We start from the raw sequence: 15,486 nt of genomic DNA on the forward strand, positions 1-15,486 counted from the left end.
GCCGCTTCGTTGCACATCGCGGAGCGGCCACCCTGTACCCTGAAAACGAGGTCATTATGTCTATCAATAATAAACAGTGGCTCGGTTTACCCCTGAACCTGCTCTGGGGATACATCGCCATTGCCGTATTTATGACCGGCGACGGTTTTGAATTAGCCTTTCTGTCGCACTATATCAAAGCGCTCGGCTTCTCTCCGGCGGAGGCCTCCTTTGCCTTTACCCTCTACGGCCTGGCCGCCGCGCTGTCGGCGTGGATTTCCGGCGTGGTGGCGGAAATTATCACCCCGCTGAAAACGATGATGATTGGCTTCGTGCTGTGGTGCGTGTTCCACGTGCTGTTCCTCGTTTTCGGCCTCGGTCACGCCAACTATGCGCTGATCCTGATTTTCTACGGCATCCGCGGCTTCGCCTATCCGCTGTTCCTCTACTCGTTTATCGTGGCGATTGTCCATAACGTCAAAAGCGACAATGCCAGCTCGGCCATCGGTTGGTTCTGGGCGGTCTATTCCATCGGCATCGGCGTGTTCGGCAGCTATATTCCGAGCTTCACCATTCCGCACATTGGCGAACTGGGGACTTTATGGCTGGCGCTGGCCTTCTGCGTCACCGGAGGCGTGATTGCCCTGGCTTCCCTGCGCCATATTCAAACGCCGCAGCATATGCAGAATCTCACCACTCGCCAGAAATTTTCCGAGCTGGGACGCGCCGCGACGCTGCTCTATACCAACCGCAATATTCTGCTGTCGAGCATGGTCAGGATTATCAATACCCTCTCGCTGTTCGGTTTTGCGGTCATTATGCCGATGATGTTTGTCGATGAGCTGGGCTTCACCACTTCAGAATGGCTCCAGGTATGGGCAGTCTTCTTCTTCACCACCATTTTCTCTAACGTGCTGTGGGGGATCCTGGGGGAAAAACTGGGCTGGATGAAGGTGGTGCGCTGGTTCGGCTGCATCGGGATGGCGCTCTCCAGCCTGGCGTTTTACTACATCCCTCAGCACTTTGGCCATAGCTTTGCGATGGCGCTGATCCCCGCTATCGCCCTCGGGATCTTTGTCGCCGCCTTCGTGCCGCTGGCCGCCGTGTTCCCGGCGCTGGAGCCGAAGCACAAAGGCGCGGCGATTTCGGTCTATAACCTGTCGGCGGGGATGTCAAACTTTCTCGCGCCGGCGATTGCCGTGGTGTTGCTGCCGTTCTTCAGCACCATCGGGGTGGTGATCGCCTACACCGCATTGTACGTGGTGGCCTTTTTCCTCTGCGCCTTTATCCGCGTGGAGCAGCCGGGGTTCTCCCACAAGGAAGCAACCGCCCGCGAGCAGTTTGAATTCTCTTAGGTGATGCGGCTGGCATGGCTTCATGCCAGCCTTAATGAGGTGAACGAATGAGTATGCAGGCGGTTATTTTTGACATGGATGGCGTGATTATTGATTCCGAGGCGCTGTGGCGCCAGGCGCAGATTGACGCCCTCGCGCAGTGGGGCGCAACGGCGAGCGTGGATGAGTGTGAAACCCTCACCAAAGGCAAACGCCTCGACGAAATCGCCGGCACCTGGTGCCGCTATTTTCAGCTTGATCTTGACCCGCAGCGGCTTGAAGCCGCGATATTGCAGCGTATTACCGGCCTGATCGCCACCGAAGGCGAGCCGATGCACGGCGTGCATGAGGCGTTACGCTATTTTCGCGAGGCGGGCTATCAAATTGCGCTCGCCACGTCATCATCCCGCCAGGTTATTGCCGCTGTGCTGAACAAGCTCTCGCTCTGGCACTTTTTCGACGTGGTTTGCAGCGCAGATGATGAACCACGCGGCAAACCGCACCCGGCGGTGTACCTGACGACGCTGCGCAAGCTCAATCTCAACGCCAGCCAGTGTCTGGTGATTGAGGATAGTTACAACGGTTTTTGCGCGGCTCAGGCCGCCGGTATTCCCACGGCGGTGGTTGCCGAAGATAGCCGACAGGGGCGCTATCAGGCCGCTGTCGGCCGCTATCAAACCTTACCTGAACTGCTGGAAGCGCTTAACGCCGAGCCAGCGACGGTCGCATAACTTACGCTTTCGTGAGCGCAGAAAATCCCGGGATGTACACGGTCGGTCACTCTCTTTTCTGCGCTCACGCCCTTTTTTCTCCATGCCGATCCGCCTCACATTTCGCTCATCTTTTGTGAAAACAGTCACGTCTTGTTGTGCCAATGCCCAAATTTATGGCCTTGCTTAGCGGTGTTTGTCCGAGGCACTGCTACGTAATTGTGCTTAGATTATATATTGAAACGTATTTTCAATAATGTGAAACCGCTTTGCCGATTTACCTCTGTCTATCGGATTTGGCCGTGATAAGGATTGAGCATGAAAATTGAATCTGTGAATGTCACCGTTTTCCAGTATCCCACTCGTCGGGTTTCCGACAGCGCCGGGCACTCCCATCCGGGGGCTGAAAGCATGGCCAAAATGGCGATGCTGACCATCACCGCTGATGATGGGGCGCAGGGTTTTTCGTTTGCGCCTCCGGAAGTCGTGCGCCCGTTCGTGGTGAATACTTTTTTTCGCAAAGTGCTGGTGGGGCAGGACCCGTTTAACCGCGAGCGTATCTGGCAGGATCTTAACCACTGGCAGCGCGGCAGCGCACATCAGCTAACGGAGCGCGCGCTGTCGTTTGTTGAACAGGCGCTGTGGGACCTGATTGGCCGCAGCCTCAGGATGCCGGTCTACAAGCTGCTTGGCGGCTATCGCGACACCGTCCCGGCTTACGGTAGCACCATGTGCGGCGACGATCTACCGGGCGGCCTGTCGACCCCGGAAGAGTATGCCGCCTTTGCCGAAAAGCTGGTCGCCCGCGGCTACAAGGCCATCAAACTGCACACCTGGATGCCGCCAATCTCTTTTGCGCCCAATCCCAAAATGGATATTAAAGCCTGCGCGGCGGTGCGCGAAGCGGTAGGGCCGGATATTGACCTGATGATTGATGGCTATCACTGGTACAGCCGCGCCGAGGCGCTGTGGATCGGCAAAGCGCTGGAAAAACTCAATTTCGCCTGGTTTGAAGAGCCGATGGAGGAGGATTCGATGTCCTCCTACGCGTGGCTGGCGGAAAACTTGTCGATTCCCATCGTCGGGCCGGAGAGCTTCGGCGGCAAGCACCACATGCGCGCCGAATGGGTGAAAGCCGGAGCCTGCGACATTCTGCGCGCCGGCGCTAACGGCGTGGGGGGCATTACCCCGACCATGAAGGTGGCGGCGCTGGCGGAATCTTTCGGCATGGATTGCGAAGTCCACGGCAACGGCGCGGCAAGCCTGGCGGTGGTCGGCGCGATCCGTAACTGCCGTTGGTATGAGCGCGGCCTGCTGCATCCGTTCCTCGACTACGATGAACCGGCGGCCTATCTCAACAGCATTGTCGACCCGATGGATGATCAGGGATTTGTGCATTTATCACAACGTCCGGGCCTCGGCGAAGACATTAATTTTGCGTATATCGAAGCCAATACCGTTAGCCACGACTGATTTAAAAAAATAAATGCCCGATGGCGCTGCGCTTATCGGGTCTGCGGCCCGGTAGGCCGGATAAGGCGAAAATGCCGCCATCCGGCAACATGTACCCTACAGTACAGGCAAACAGAGATATGAAAAAAACCTCCCTACTGGCAGCGTGTTTATTCACGCTCGCCGTGTCGATGGGAAGCGGGGCGGCGGTGGCGAAAACGCCGCCCGATCAGCTCATCATCGGCATGAATATGAATAACCTGCTCACCCTTGACCCGGCGGCGATGACCGGTAACGAAGTGGTGGGGATCGTGGTCAACCTCTACGACTCGCTGGTGGAGCTTGACCCTGAGCAGCTCACCACCGTTAAGCCCGCGCTGGCGAAATCCTGGGATATCAGCCCCGACGGCAAAACCCTGACCTTTCATCTGCGCGATGACGTTAAGTTTCACTCCGGCAACCCGCTGACCGCCGCCGATGTGGTGTGGTCGATGCGGCGCATCCTGCACCTCAACCTGGCCCAGGCCTCGGTATGGAAATCCTATGGCTTCAGTAAGAAAAATATCGACAGCCAGGTCAGCGCGCCGGACCGCTTCACGGTGCAAATCGTATTACCCAAAGATAACGATCCGCAACTGGTGATTTACTCGCTGGCGGCGCTGGGCAACCTCGGGGTGCTGGACAGTAAAACGGTGCAAAGCCACCAGCAGGATAACGATTGGGGCAACCGCTGGCTAACCACCCATGAAGCCGGTTCCGGGCCGTTTACGCTGGAAACCTGGCAGGCAAAAGAGGTGCTGCGCATGAAGCGCAATCCTGACTACTGGCGCGGCGAGGCGAAAATGAGCCGCGTGGTGCTGCGCCATTTCCAGGAGTCGCAAACTCTGCGCCTGATGATCGAAAAAGGCGACCTCGATATTGCCAACAACATGGCGGTTTCCGATATCAACGCCCTGCGCAGCGACCCGCAGCTGACCGTCGATGCGGTGCAGCGCGGCACCATGTACTACGTGGCGATGAGCATGAAAGAGGCGCACTTCGCCAATCCGAAAGTGCGCGAGGCGGTGCGCTATCTGATTGATTATCAGGGTATCAATAAAGCGCTGATGCCGGGCTACGGCGTGCTGCACCAGCGGCCGATTAAGGCGGGCATGCCATCCACGCTGCCCGACCCTGGCTATAAGCTGGACGTGGCGCGGGCGAAAAAGCTGCTGGCGGAAGCGGGATATCCCAACGGCTTTGATACCACGCTGCGGGTACTCTCCGATCAGCCATTTCTTAACATCGCTATCGCCGTGCAGTCGACGCTGATGCAGGCGGGGATTAACGCCAAAATCATCACCGGCACTGGTAACCAGATCTACGGCGCGATGCGTGAGCGTAAATTTGACCTGCTGGTAGGTCGCGGCGGCAGCGGGATGGAGCCGCATCCGCACTCCAGCCTGCGCGCGCTGGTCTATAACCCGGATAACAGCGATAAGGCGCGCCTGACCAACTTCCAGGGCTGGCGTACCGGTTTTTACGACCCGCAGCTTAATACGATGATTGACCAGGCCCTGCTGGAACGCGATCCGCAAAAACAGGTGGCTGACTACCAGGCCATCCAGACACGCTACGACCAGCTGGTTCCGGCTTTAATTCCGCTTTCGCAGATGGTTGATTCGGTCGTCGTGCGCAACGAGGTACGGGAGTATCAGCCGCACCCCTCCGCCACCACTTTTCTGCGTGACGTCTATAAAGTCCGCGAAGGAGAGAAAGGATGAGTACCGCAATCCTTGCGCCCGGCTCACGCGGCCGGCGCTTATCAAAACGGCTACTGCAGGTGGTGATTACGCTGTTCGGCCTGCTGCTGCTGACCTTTACCATTGGCCGCGTCATGCCCATCGACCCAGTGCTGGCGATTGTCGGCCCGGATGCTGACCAGAGCACCTATCAGCAGGTTTACCAGCAGCTGGGGTTTGATAAATCGCTGACCACCCAGTTTGGTATCTATTTCGTCAACCTGTTGCACGGCGATCTGGGCAACGCGCTGCTGACCGGGAAACCGGTGGTGGACGATATTATCCGCGTCTTCCCGGCCACCATGGAGCTGGCGACGATGGCGATTATTGTCGGCGCGGGTCTTGGTATTCCGCTGGGCGTGTTGGCGGCGGCGCGGCGCAATAGCGTCTCCGATTATGTGGTACGCATTATCAGCCTGGCGGGCTACTCGACGCCGATCTTCTGGGTCGGAATGATGGGACTGCTGGTGTTCTATGCCTGGCTTGGCTGGGTAGGCGGCGCCGGGAGGGTAGATCTCGGGCTGGATGGTGTGGTGCCGCGCCGCACCGGCCTGATGACCGTTGATGCGCTGCTGGCAGGCAACGGCCAGGTGTTCTGGAACGCCATTAATCATCTGATTCTTCCCGCCTCGCTGCTGGGTTTTCACTCGCTGGCTTATATCAGCCGTATGACCCGCAGCTTTATGCTGGCCCAGCTGTCGCAGGAGTTCATTATTACCGCGCGGGTGAAAGGGCTGACCGAGCGTCAGGTTATCTGGAACCATGCGTTTCGTAACATCCTCGTGCAGCTGCTGACGGTGGTGGCGCTGGCCTACGGCGCGCTGCTGGAAGGCGCGGTGCTGATTGAAACCGTCTTCTCATGGCCGGGTTTCGGCTCCTACCTTACCGGTAGCCTGCTGCTGGGCGATATGAATGCGGTGATGGGCTGCGTGCTGCTGGTGGGCGTGATCTTCGTGATGCTCAACCTGCTCTCCGACATGCTGTATCAATTCTTTGACCCGAGGACAAAATCATGACCGTTTCTCTGGATTCGCCGCTTTCGGGCGGTGCGGGCGAAGGCCGTCAGCGGCTGCAACGCGCGGCGGCGCGGGCCGTCGGGTTTATCGGCAAAATGGCGCGCAATCCGCTCACGGCCATCGGCGGAGGCATTATCTTTCTGCTGCTGGTGGTGGCGATTTTCGCGCCGCTGATTGCGCCTTATAACCCGCTGGTACAGGACCTGAATAGTGCGCTGGTCGCGCCGAATGCACAGCACTGGTTCGGCACCGATGAGTTTGGCCGGGATATCTTTAGTCGTCTGGTGTACGGCTCCCGCATCACGCTCTATATCGTGCTGCTGGTCTCGGTGACTGTCGGTCCGCTCGGGCTGCTGCTGGGCGTCAGCGCCGGCTATTTCGGCGGTAAAGTCGATATGGTGCTGATGCGCGTCACCGATATTTTCATCTCCTTCCCGAGTCTGGTCCTGGCGCTGGCGTTTGTCGCCGCTTTAGGACCGGGGCTGGAGCACGTGGTTATCGCCATCACGCTGACCGCCTGGCCGCCGATAGCCCGTCTGGCGCGCGCCGAAACGCTCTCTCTGCGCCAGGCCGATTTTATCTCCGCCGTGCGTCTGCAGGGCGCTTCATCGGCCCGCGTCCTCTGGCGCCATATCGTGCCGCTGTGTCTGCCCTCGGTCATTATCCGTATCACCATGAATATGGCCGGGATCATTCTGACCGCGGCCGGCCTCGGCTTTCTCGGCCTCGGCGCGCAGCCGCCAGAGCCGGAGTGGGGAGCGATGATCTCCAGCGGGCGCACTTATATGATGGAGTGCTGGTGGGTCGTAACCATTCCGGGGCTGGCGATTCTGATCAATAGCTTAGCGTTCAACTTCTTAGGAGATGGCCTACGTGACATCCTCGATCCCCGTAGTGAATAATGCACCGCTGCTCGACGTGCGCGATTTGTGCGTCGACTTTGTTAACGGTAGCGCGGTGACCCACGCCGTGCGCGGCGTCTCCTTCCAGCTGGGGCATGAGAAGCTGGCCATTGTCGGCGAGTCCGGTTCGGGTAAGTCCACCGTTGGGCGCGCGCTGCTGCAGCTGCATCCGAAAAAGGCCCGCGTCAGCGCCAGCCGGATGCAGTTTGCCGACCTCGATCTGCAGCATCTTAGCGAAGCGCAGATGCGCGGCGTACGCGGCAAACGTATCTCTATGATTATGCAGGACCCGAAATATTCGCTTAATCCGGTGGTCTGCGTGGGTAAGCAAATCGCCGAGGCCTGGCTTACTCATCATCCCGGGCGCAAAGATGAGGCGAAAGCCAGGGCGCTGGAGATGCTGGAGGTGGTGCGTATTCGCCAGCCGGAGCGCGTTTATCAGCTTTATCCGCATGAAATATCCGGCGGACAGGGGCAGCGCATCATGATCGCCATGATGCTGATTACCGACCCGGAACTGATCATTGCCGATGAGCCCACCTCCGCGCTGGACGTGTCGGTGCGCCTGCAGGTGCTGGGCCTGCTGGATGACCTGGTTCAGTCGCGCGGGCTGGGGCTGATTTTTATCAGCCACGATATCAACCTGGTGCGCAGCTTCTGCGACCGCGTACTGGTGATGTACGCCGGACGGGTCGTGGAGTCCATCGCCGCTAAAGATCTCGATAACGCCCGTCACCCCTACACTCAGGGATTGATTAACTCGCTGCCGGATATGCAGCATCGTCGCCCGATACTACCGGTGCTGCAGCGTCAGGCCAGCTGGTTAACGGATTAAGGAGCGGATAATGATTGAAGTTCAACATCTCAACCTCGCGTTTGGCGAGGGGGAGAAGCGTAACCAGGTGCTGTATGACGTCAGTTTCCACGTTAAGCCCGGCGAGATCTACGGTCTGGTAGGAGAGTCCGGATCCGGTAAAACGACGGTGCTCAAGTGCCTGGCGGGGCTGTTTACCCACTGGCAGGGTGAACTGACCATCGATGCTCAGCCCTTAGGGCATGAAATTAGCCGCGAGCGCTGCCGTCAGGTGCAGATGGTATTTCAGGACCCCTACGGATCGCTGCATCCCCGTCACACCATTGGCGATATCCTCGAAGAGCCGCTGCAGATCCATCGTATCAACGACCGCGACCGGCGGATCAATGCGCTGCTGGATAAAGTTGGCCTCAACCGCGCTTTTCGTGAGCGCTATCCGCATCAGCTCTCCGGCGGGCAGCGGCAGCGCGTGGCGATAGCCAGAGCGCTGATTCTTGAGCCACAGGTGCTGCTGCTGGATGAGCCGACGTCGGCGCTGGATGTGTCGGTGCAGGCTGAGATCCTTAACCTGCTGGCGGAATTGCAGCGGGAGGCTAAGCTCACTTACCTGATGGTCACCCACGATCTCGGGGTTATTGCCCACTTATGCCAGAAAGTGGCGGTGATGCAGTACGGGAAGATCCTCGAAACCCTGACGGTCGATGCGTTGGTCAGCGGCGAGGCGCGGACGGCCTATACGCAGATGCTGGTTAACGCCAGTCGGCAATATACGCGCGAAATGGCGCGCGAGGTGGCGGAGTACTAAGCTTGATGGCGCATTGTCTCACGGCAGATGCGCCCATTTTAATTGGTAACTATTTGATATTATAGGTTTTTGTAGTGGTGGGTATCGTCTGTTAATGTAAGTGCGGTGTTTGGATCGATATCCTGCCCAGGTTTTTCCTGCAGCCGCAGGTGCCGTTTTACCTTAACATTCAGAGGCTCAATCAACGAACCCGGCTGCTGTATACCAGCCGGGCGCCGTCTTTGCTTTGCGAAGCCTGATCAACGTAGCAGCGGGCAGTCGGGCGGCAGCCGGCAGCGCAGGGCCGCCGGTAACAGCTCCATGCGGAAGGTTTTGCCGCTGAGCGGCTCGCCGTCGAGGTTAAACGTCATCTCATGGGGGGCGGTGATCTCAAACCATGAGGAGACACCGTCAACAATATTCGGCGAGTTTTCCGGATTCGCCAGGGTGCTGAACAGGGCAGGGATCAGCTCTTCGCCGGTGAAAATGCGCAGATGCAGCAAACCATCGTTAATCAACGCCTCCGGGCACAACTGCTGGCCGCCGCCGGCCTGGCGGCCGTTGCCGATGCCAATGACCAGCGCATCGCCCTGCCAGTGAAAGTTCTCCCCGCGGATCTCGCAGCGGTCCGGCTTCAGGGTATCCATACGCATCAGGCCATGGATTAAATAAGAGACACCGCCGAGCGCGGCTTTGAGTTTTTCCGGCGTTTCGGTGGTGATCCGGGTGCCGAACCCGCCGGTCGCCATATTAATAAAGCCGGTTTTATCATTCACCCGGGCGATATCTATCGGCACATCGCGGCCGACGATCGCCAGCTTGAGGGCGCTGGCCAGATCCTGCGGAATGCCGACGCTGGTGGCAAAGTCGTTGGCCGTGCCCAGCGGTAAAATCCCCAGCGCCATCTTGCTACCGCGCTCCACCAGCGCGGTCGCCACTTCATTAATGGTGCCGTCGCCGCCGCCGGCGATCACCGTTTCAACGTTCAGCTGCAGGGCTTCATCGATAAACCGCGCGGCATCGCCCTTTTCCCAGGTGACGCGGACGTGAATATCGATCCCTTCGTCGCGTAACAGGTTAACCGCCTCGCGTAACTGCGGTTCATTGGCACCTTTGCCGTTAAGGATCAGTAAGCTGGCAGGAAACGTAGACATCATCAAGGGAACCTTTATTGCTTAATGTTGCATAAAGTGTACCGCATGACGCAAGCGAAGACCGGAGGAGAGGCAAAAAAATAAGCCCGCGTAAGGGAGATTACGCAGGCTAAGGAGGTGGTTCCTGGTACAACTAGCATTTATGGGTTATGTTTTTCAGCGAAATGGATGATACCTGTTTCGATCGAAACGGTATGTGATCCGATTCTAATATCCTTACATCATGAAAAAATAACGCAAATTAACTAGTTACCGTGCGGATTTCTGGTTGTCTGACCAGTGAAGTTGCGCATCAGCAGCGCATACTGCAGAGGCAGGTCGTCCGGCACAGGCAACCATACGGTATAACCATCGCCCGGGGCCACCGGCATGGCTTCGCCTTTGCCATTTTCCATATGCTCGAGGGTGAAGTTGACGTTACCCTGCGGAGTCATCAGCTCGAGGCTGTCGCCGACGCTGAACTTATTTTTGACCGCCACGGCCGCCAGCGGGCCGTTACGCTCCCCGGTGAATTCGCCGACAAACTGCTGGCGCTCGGAGAGGGAGTAGCCGTACTCATAGTTCTGGTAATCGTCATGGGTATGGCGGCGCAGGAAGCCTTCGGTGTACCCGCGGTGGGCCAGTCCTTCCAGGGTCTCCAGCAGGCTGGTATCGAACGGTTTGCCGGCGGCGGCATCGTCGATAGCCTTGCGGTAAACCTGGGCGGTACGGGCGCAGTAGTAGAAGGATTTGGTACGGCCTTCGATCTTCAGCGAGTGAACGCCCATCTGGGTCAGACGCTCAACGTGGGCGATAGCCCGCAGATCTTTCGAGTTCATGATGTAGGTGCCGTGCTCGTCCTCAAAGGCGGTCATGTACTCGCCTGGACGTTTGGCTTCCTCAATCATAAAGACTTTATCGGTCGGCGCGCCGATGCCGAGAGTGGGCTCCACGGTCTGCACCGGGATCGGCTCATATTTGTGGACGATGTTACCGACGTCGTCCTCTTTGCCTTCCGCCACGTTGTATTCCCAGCGGCAGGCGTTGGTGCAGGTCCCCTGGTTCGGGTCGCGCTTGTTGATATACCCGGAGAGCAGGCAGCGGCCGGAGTAGGCCATGCACAGCGCGCCGTGGACGAAAATCTCAATCTCCATCTCCGGCACCTGGCGGCGAATCTCTTCGATTTCGTCCAGCGACAGTTCACGCGACAGGATCACGCGGGTCAGCCCCATCTGCTGCCAGAATTTAACCGTCGCCCAGTTGACGGCGTTGGCCTGCACTGAAAGATGGATCGGCATCTCCGGGAAGTGTTCCCGCACCAGCATGATTAAACCCGGATCGGACATGATCAGCGCGTCCGGCCCCATCTCCACCACCGGCTTCAGATCGCGAATAAACGTTTTCAGCTTGGCGTTATGCGGGGCGATGTTGACCACCACATAGAATTTTTTACCCAGCGCGTGGGCTTCATTGATGCCGAGCTGCAGATTTTCGTGATTGAATTCGTTGTTACGCACGCGCAGCGAGTAGCGCGGCTGGCCGGCATAAACGGCATCGGCGCCATAGGCGAAAGCGTAACGCATATTCTTCAGCGTTCCCGCCGGGGAGAGGAGTTCTGGTTTAAACATGGTGTTCTCGTTCTGATGACAGGTCAGATTCGCCGCACCTGGTGCGGCGAGTTGGGGAGTGTCCCCACATTAAGGGCGGGCATTGTAGCGCCGCGGCGAAGGGGAGTAAATATCAGATGGGTATCTTTCAGTATGGCTAATTTGTTTGCCATTTTGAACCTGGGCAGTGCTCACACTGACAGCACTCATAACGCCTGGTGGGATAGGCTCTATGGCGTTCCCCGGGTTGCGGCGTAAACGCCTTACCCGGGCTACGGTGTGCAGAGGGCGGTGAACGTGTAGCCCGGCTAAGCGCAGCGCGAGCCGGGAAAAGGCTAACTATGCCAGTCGACAGGCGTCCGCTTCCCAGCGGTAGCCAACGCCATACACCGCGCGAATAAACGACTGCTCGGCGTCCAGCGCCTCCAGCTTGCGCCGCAGGTTTTTGATGTGGCTGTCGATGGTGCGGTCGGTGACTACCCGATAATCGTCATACAGATGGTTGAGCAACTGTTCGCGGGAGAAGACCTTGCCCGGCTCCTGGGAGAGGGTTTTCAGCAACCGGAACTCGGCGGGAGTGAGGTCCAGCAGCTTGTCGCGCCAGGAGGCCTGAAAACGACCTTCGTCGACAATCAGCGGGCTCTGGGCGTCCAGCGCCTGCAGATCGCGCTGCGGCTTGCAGCGGCGAAGAATGGTTTTCACCCGGGCGACCACTTCCCGCGGGCTGTAGGGCTTGCAGATATAGTCGTCGGCGCCAATCTCCAGCCCCAGCAGTCGGTCGATCTCTTCGATTTTCGCCGTCACCATTACCACCGGAACATCGGAGAAGCGGCGAATTTCCCGGCACAACGTCAGACCGTCGGTGCCGGGCAGCATCAGATCCAGCAGGATCAGGTGCGGCGGCGTCTGCCGAACGTAGGGCAGGACCTTGTCACCGTGGTTAATCAGCGTAGGCGCATAGCCGGCGGCTTGCAGATAATCAATCAGCAGCTGGCCGAGCTTCGGTTCATCTTCCACGATAAGAATGCGTGGGGTGTTTTCATCTACAGGCAATTCAGTCATACGTCTCTCGGTAAATCATGTTCCAGAGGTAACTCAACTTTAATGCTAACCCCGCCAAAAGGCGAATGGTCGGCACGCAGGGTGCCGCCGTGGGCCGCGACAATATTGAGGCAAATCGCCAGTCCGAGGCCGGAGCCGCCGCTGGCGCGATTGCGCGATCCTTCCGCCCGGTAAAAGCGTTCGCACAGGCGGGCCAGCTGCTCATCGCTGACGCCGGGGGCGCTGTCGGCGAAGTCAATCACCAGCATCCGGCCGCTGCGGCGGGCGGTGATGTGCAGGCTGCCGCCGCTGTCGGTATAGCGCAGGCTGTTCTCCAGCAGATTGTTGAAGAGCTGCATCAGGCGGTCGCGGTCGCCGAAGATCATCGCCTGCTCGGGGAGCGACACCTGAATGCTCAGCTGCCGGCTGGCGAAGCGCTCGCGAAAAGCGCCCGCGGCCACCTCCAGCAGGGTGATGATATCCAGCGACGTTTTCTGGTAGGCCAGCGCTCCCTCATCGGACATCGACAGCTGATGGAGGTCGTCCACCAGCTTGGTGAGGGTAGCCACCTCGGCCTGCAGGGAGGGGATGGACTCGGGGGTGAAGCGCCGGACTCCGTCCTGAATCGCCTCCAGCTCGCCGCGCAGCACCGCCAGCGGAGTACGCAGCTCATGGGAGATATCGGCCATCAGATCGCGACGCATCTGCTGGTTGCGCTCCAGGGTGCTGGCGAGCTGGTTGAAATCCTGCGCCAGGCGGCCGAGCTCGTCGCCGCCGGTCACCGTCACGCGGGTGGAAAAGTCGCCCGCCGCCAGCTTATGGGTGCCTTCCACCAGCCGCTTCACCGGCGCCAGCAGGCCGCGGGCCAGCGGGAAAGTAGCCAGCGCGGCAAGCAGGGTGGCAAGGGCGACAATCAGCCAGCTGGTGCGCTTTTGCTGCCGGTCGAAGTTAATATCGGTATTACGCGTCAGCCGCTCTACCGGCGAGGCGATCACCTTGCCTACCTCCACGCCGTTGACCACAATGCTGCGCTGGGTGCCGTCCTCCGGTACGCGCTCACGGGGCCCCACCAGCACGCGGCCCGACTGATCGACCACCCAGAACATGGTGCGCCAGCCGTGGGGCGGCATTTCCGGCCTCGGCGGCGGGGTGTCGCTGGAGCCGTCGGGCGGCCCATCCGGCGGCGGCCCATCCGGCCCCTGACCCTCCATCGGACCCGGCTTCATGCCGTGTCCCGGCGGCGAACGGTCGTCGTTATCCCGTTCGAAGGTGCGCAGCAGCTGGAAGATAAAGCGGTCGTTGTTGCGCAGAAACGCCCAGCTGCCGTGCTGGGCATACTGCTCACTCAGCGCGTCGCTGAGCATGGTTAACCGCTGCTCATTACCGCGCTTGATGTAGTCGATAAACCCACGTTCGAAACTGATACGCACCGCCCAGTGCATGCTGATCAGCAGCACGATGCAGGTGGCGAAAATAGCGAGGAACAGCTTACCGGTAATGCCCGGGCGCCAAAATTTCACGATCCACTCCTGTTGCGTCGACGGATGACGGTATTACTGCCGACGTCATCCGGTACCCGGGAAAAGATGAGCGCCGGGAGGGCGATGATCGCCGCCATGCTCAGATAGGTATAGAGAAAGACCTGATGGGTGCTGGCGGCGTCGAGGCTCATATGCTGCTGGCCATACAGCCCCAGCAGCAGCCCGGCGATGGTCACGCCGATACTCATCGACAGCTGCATCACCATCGACAGCAGGCTGTTGCCGCTGCTGGCCAGATCGTCCGGGAGATCTTTCAGCGTCAGGGTATTCATTGAGGAGAAGCGGCTGGAGTTGATCATCCCCTGCAGAAACAGGACCAGCGGCAGCGCGTAATACCAGCCGGCCAGGGCGCTAAACATAAACAGCAGACTGACCGCCGCCAGGCCCAGGGTGCTGGCGACCAGCACCCGACGGTAGCCAAAGCGGTTGACCACCTGGACCACGATCCGCTTCATGCCCATGCTGCCGAGCACCATCGGGATCATCATCAGCCCGGCGTGAAAGGGGGAGAAGCCGAGGCCAATCTGCAGAAACACCGGAGTCATAAACGGCAGCATGCCGCTGCCGATGCGTCCGGCGAAGCTGCCGCCGAGGCCGAGGGAGAAGGTGCGGTTACGAAACAGGTTGAGGCTGAACAGCGCCCGGGCGTTACCGCGGGCGTGCCACAGGTACAGCAGCAGGGCGGCGAGGCCGACGGCCACCAGCCCCGCCAGCCAGTGTGACGATATACCGAGCCCTTTCTGGCCGTCCAGCGCCAGGGTCAGGGTCGCCATCCCGGCGGCCAGCAGCAGAAAGCCGGAGAGATCGAAGCGCCGGGTCTGCAGGGTGTAGTTGGGCATCAGGCAGAGGGTGGCGATGGCGCCGACGATCCCCACCGGGATATTGATGAGGAAGATCCAGTGCCAGGAGGCGTACTCCACCAGCACCCCGCCCAGCGCCGGGCCGAGCAGCGGGCCAACCTGGCCCGGCAGGGTGACGAAAGTCATCGCCGCCATGTACTGATCGCGTGGGACGATCTTCATCACCGTCAGGCGACCAACCGGCACCATCATCGCGCCGCCGATCCCCTGCAGCACCCGCGCCATCACCAGCTGGTCAAGGGTGCTGGCCTGGGCGCAAAACAGCGACCCGGCGGTAAACAGCACGATGGCGGTGAAGAAGATATTGCGCACCCCGACCCGGTCGGCCAGCCAGCCGCTGGCCGGGAGCATGACCGCCACCGTCAGGACATAGGAGACGATGATCATATGCATATGCAGCGGGCTCTCCCCGAGGCTTTTGGCCATCGAGGGGAGGGCGGTGTTAACGATGGTGGTGTCCAGCGACTGCATAAAGAAGCCGAACGCCACTATCCATAGCTGCCAGCGCACGCTGGCCGGGAGGTCTGTCATG

At 59.5% G+C, this 15,486-nt stretch carries 13 protein-coding genes; 8 read left to right on the forward strand and 5 right to left on the reverse strand.

What is annotated here, in order from left to right; genetic code table 11:
* Positions 1-56 precede the first annotated feature (56 nt).
* From dalT to AC3EMD_RS08160, 8 genes are all read left to right on the forward strand, one after another.
* A complete protein-coding gene (gene dalT, locus AC3EMD_RS08125; RefSeq protein ID WP_302074021.1) occupies positions 57-1,334 on the forward strand; it encodes a D-arabinitol transporter in 1,278 nt (425 codons plus the stop codon).
* 47 nt (positions 1,335-1,381) lie between these two features.
* Positions 1,382-2,044 carry an HAD family hydrolase gene (locus AC3EMD_RS08130; protein ID WP_022065383.1) on the forward strand — a complete coding sequence of 221 codons (663 nt, stop codon included), beginning with the start codon at positions 1,382-1,384 and terminating at the stop codon, positions 2,042-2,044.
* 297 nt (positions 2,045-2,341) lie between these two features.
* A complete protein-coding gene (locus tag AC3EMD_RS08135; RefSeq protein WP_008804070.1) occupies positions 2,342-3,496 on the forward strand; it encodes a mandelate racemase family protein in 1,155 nt (384 codons plus the stop codon).
* Positions 3,497-3,615: 119 nt separating this feature from the next.
* Entirely contained in the window at positions 3,616-5,238 is a 1,623-nt protein-coding gene (locus AC3EMD_RS08140) for an ABC transporter substrate-binding protein (protein WP_302074022.1), read from the forward strand.
* Positions 5,235-6,272, forward strand: a complete 1,038-nt coding sequence (locus AC3EMD_RS08145; protein ID WP_004149062.1) for an ABC transporter permease — start codon at positions 5,235-5,237, stop codon at positions 6,270-6,272. The genes AC3EMD_RS08140 and AC3EMD_RS08145 overlap by 4 nt, the downstream gene beginning before the upstream one ends.
* Entirely contained in the window at positions 6,269-7,174 is a 906-nt protein-coding gene (locus tag AC3EMD_RS08150) for an ABC transporter permease (protein WP_002912641.1), read from the forward strand. Before AC3EMD_RS08145 ends, AC3EMD_RS08150 begins: the two co-directional genes overlap by 4 nt.
* On the forward strand, positions 7,146-8,009 hold the full coding sequence (locus tag AC3EMD_RS08155) for an ABC transporter ATP-binding protein (RefSeq protein ID WP_004180551.1): 864 nt from the start codon (positions 7,146-7,148) through the stop codon (positions 8,007-8,009). Before AC3EMD_RS08150 ends, AC3EMD_RS08155 begins: the two co-directional genes overlap by 29 nt.
* 10 nt (positions 8,010-8,019) lie before the next feature.
* On the forward strand, positions 8,020-8,793 hold the full coding sequence (locus tag AC3EMD_RS08160; RefSeq protein WP_044649923.1) for an ABC transporter ATP-binding protein: 774 nt from the start codon (positions 8,020-8,022) through the stop codon (positions 8,791-8,793).
* A gap of 239 nt (positions 8,794-9,032) precedes the next feature.
* Here the strand turns inward: AC3EMD_RS08160 and yegS are convergent, their stop codons facing one another.
* The 5 genes from yegS to mdtD all read right to left on the reverse strand — a co-directional run bounded on the left by yegS (position 9,033) and on the right by mdtD (position 15,485).
* Complete coding sequence (gene yegS, locus AC3EMD_RS08165; RefSeq protein WP_074422288.1) at positions 9,033-9,929, reverse strand: lipid kinase YegS; 897 nt, start codon at positions 9,927-9,929, stop codon at positions 9,033-9,035.
* Between the two features lie 242 nt (positions 9,930-10,171).
* Positions 10,172-11,533, reverse strand: coding sequence for a prephenate-dependent tRNA uridine(34) hydroxylase TrhP (gene trhP / locus AC3EMD_RS08170; protein WP_008804076.1), 1,362 nt, complete (start codon positions 11,531-11,533; stop codon positions 10,172-10,174).
* Between the two features lie 318 nt (positions 11,534-11,851).
* Positions 11,852-12,574: an envelope stress response regulator BaeR gene (gene baeR / locus AC3EMD_RS08175; protein WP_004201558.1), complete on the reverse strand. Its 723-nt coding sequence runs from the start codon at positions 12,572-12,574 to the stop codon at positions 11,852-11,854.
* On the reverse strand, positions 12,571-14,073 hold the full coding sequence (gene baeS / locus AC3EMD_RS08180) for an envelope stress sensor histidine kinase BaeS (RefSeq protein WP_008804077.1): 1,503 nt from the start codon (positions 14,071-14,073) through the stop codon (positions 12,571-12,573). The genes baeR and baeS overlap by 4 nt, the downstream gene beginning before the upstream one ends.
* Positions 14,070-15,485 carry an MFS transporter gene (gene mdtD, locus AC3EMD_RS08185; RefSeq protein ID WP_130993667.1) on the reverse strand — a complete coding sequence of 472 codons (1,416 nt, stop codon included), beginning with the start codon at positions 15,483-15,485 and terminating at the stop codon, positions 14,070-14,072. The genes baeS and mdtD overlap by 4 nt, the downstream gene beginning before the upstream one ends.
* Position 15,486: the final 1 nt, after the last annotated feature.

Source organism: Klebsiella sp. PK18, from assembly GCF_057784655.1.

Bases quoted from the DNA above. Each gene is read 5' to 3' on its own strand.
- AC3EMD_RS08150 (WP_002912641.1), top strand. From the start codon at position 6,269: ATGACCGTTTCTCTGGATTCGCCGCTTTCGGGCGGTGCGGGCGAAGGC.
- yegS (WP_074422288.1), bottom strand. From the start codon at position 9,929: ATGATGTCTACGTTTCCTGCCAGCTTACTGATCCTTAACGGCAAAGGT.
- AC3EMD_RS08145 (WP_004149062.1), top strand. From the start codon at position 5,235: ATGAGTACCGCAATCCTTGCGCCCGGCTCACGCGGCCGGCGCTTATCA.
- dalT (WP_302074021.1), top strand. From the start codon at position 57: ATGTCTATCAATAATAAACAGTGGCTCGGTTTACCCCTGAACCTGCTC.
- AC3EMD_RS08160 (WP_044649923.1), top strand. From the start codon at position 8,020: ATGATTGAAGTTCAACATCTCAACCTCGCGTTTGGCGAGGGGGAGAAG.
- mdtD (WP_130993667.1), bottom strand. From the start codon at position 15,485: ATGACAGACCTCCCGGCCAGCGTGCGCTGGCAGCTATGGATAGTGGCG.
- AC3EMD_RS08135 (WP_008804070.1), top strand. From the start codon at position 2,342: ATGAAAATTGAATCTGTGAATGTCACCGTTTTCCAGTATCCCACTCGT.
- AC3EMD_RS08140 (WP_302074022.1), top strand. From the start codon at position 3,616: ATGAAAAAAACCTCCCTACTGGCAGCGTGTTTATTCACGCTCGCCGTG.
- AC3EMD_RS08130 (WP_022065383.1), top strand. From the start codon at position 1,382: ATGAGTATGCAGGCGGTTATTTTTGACATGGATGGCGTGATTATTGAT.
- baeR (WP_004201558.1), bottom strand. From the start codon at position 12,574: ATGACTGAATTGCCTGTAGATGAAAACACCCCACGCATTCTTATCGTG.
- trhP (WP_008804076.1), bottom strand. From the start codon at position 11,533: ATGTTTAAACCAGAACTCCTCTCCCCGGCGGGAACGCTGAAGAATATG.